Source organism: Nonomuraea soli (assembly GCF_013761175.1).
GTDB classification, from domain to species: domain Bacteria; phylum Actinomycetota; class Actinomycetes; order Streptosporangiales; family Streptosporangiaceae; genus Nonomuraea; species Nonomuraea soli.
This window is the reverse complement of sequence record NZ_JACDUR010000018.1, coordinates 1-1,843: the sequence shown is the minus strand read 5'-3', so window position 1 is coordinate 1,843 and position 1,843 is coordinate 1. Positions and strand designations below refer to the sequence as shown.

General features: G+C 56.8%; 1 rRNA gene (cut by a window edge). It reads left to right on the top strand.

The annotated features are described in order from the left end of the window. Positions 1 to 1,843: ribosomal RNA gene (locus HNR30_RS46605) — 23S ribosomal RNA — on the top strand (its annotated part extends 160 nt beyond the left edge of the window); the annotation flags it as partial.

Below are 1,843 nucleotides of genomic sequence, written 5' to 3'. Positions count from 1 at the left end.
ATAGTGATTCCGTGAGTAGTGGTGAGCGAAAGCGGATGAGGCTAAACCGGGCATGTGTGATAGCCGGCGGGCGTTGCATGTTCGGGGTCGTGGGACTCTGCTGAAGGTTCTGCCGGACCTTCGAGAAGTCAAAAATCCAGCTTGTAGTTGAAGCCTCTGGGAAGGGGCGCCGTAGACCGTGAGAGCCGGGTAGGCGAAACGGGCTGGACTTCTGTGGATGTTCCCAAGTAGCACGGGGCCCGAGAAATCCTGTGTGAATCTGCCAGGACCACCTGGTAAGCCTAAATACTCCCTGATGACCGATAGTGCACGAGTACCGTGAGGGAAAGGTGAAAAGTGCCCCGGTGAGGGGTCGTGAAATAGTACCTGAAACCGTGTGCCTACAAGCCGTAGGAGCTTACATCAGCTTGTCTGGTGTGTGATGTGACTGCGTGCCTTTTGAAGAATGAGCCTGCGAGTTATGGTGTGTGGCGAGGTTAACCCGTGTGGGGGAGCCGTAGCGAAAGCGAGTCTGAAGAGGGCGTTTGAGTCGCATGCTGTAGACCCGAAGCGGAGTGATCTAGGCATGGGCAGGTTGAAGCGCGGGTAAGACCGCGTGGAGGACCGAACCCACCAGGGTTGAAAACCTGGGGGATGACCTGTGTTTAGGGGTGAAAGGCCAATCAAACTCCGTGATAGCTGGTTCTCCCCGAAATGCATTTAGGTGCAGCGTCACGTGTTTCTTGCCGGAGGTAGAGCACTGGATGGCCGATGGGCCCGACAAGGTTACTGACGTCAGCCAAACTCCGAATGCCGGTAAGTGAGAGCGTGGCAGTGAGACTGTGGGGGATAAGCTCCATGGTCGAGAGGGAAACAGCCCAGATCACCGACTAAGGCCCCTAAGCGTGTGCTAAGTGGGAAAGGATGTGGAGTCGCAGAGACAACCAGGAGGTTGGCTTAGAAGCAGCCACCCTTGAAAGAGTGCGTAATAGCTCACTGGTCAAGTGATTCCGCGCCGACAATGTAGCGGGGCTCAAGTACACCGCCGAAGTCGTGGCATTGACGGTCGTTAGATCGTTGATGGGTAGGGGAGCGTCGTGCAGCCGGCGAAGCAGCAGAGTGATCTAGTTGTGGAGGCTGTGCGAGTGAGAATGCAGGCATGAGTAGCGAATCGAGGGTGAGAAACCCTCGCGCCGGATGACCAAGGGTTCCTGGGCCAGGCTAATCCGCCCAGGGTAAGTCGGGACCTAAGGCGAGGCCGACAGGCGTAGTCGATGGACAACGGGTTGATATTCCCGTACCCGCTTCAATGCGCCCATATCGAACCCAGTGATACTAAGGGTCCTTAGCTCGGACTGATGCCCTTCGGGGATAGGTTGTCAGAGTGAACGCCTGACCTGATCTGGTAGTAGGTAAGCGATGGGGTGACGCAGGAAGGTAGTCCAGCCCAGGCGATGGTAGTCCTGGGGTAAGCATGTAGGGCGAATCGTAGGCAAATCCGCGATTCATATGCCTGAGGTGTGATGCCGAGCCGATTGTGGCGAAGTGGATGATCCTATGCTGCCGAGAAAAGCCTCTAGTGAGTGTTGTGGCGGCCCGTACCCTAAACCGACTCAGGTGGTCAGGTAGAGAATACCAAGGCGATCGGGTGAACTGTGGTTAAGGAACTCGGCAAATTGCCCCCGTAACTTCGGGAGAAGGGGGGCCTCTGCTGGTGTAGGTCTTTACGGCCGAAGCTGGTGGGGGCCGCAGTGGCCAGGGGGAAGCGACTGTTTACTAAAAACACAGGTCCGTGCGAAGTCGTAAGACGATGTATACGGACTGACGCCTGCCCGGTGCCGGAACGTTAAGGGGACCGCTTAGC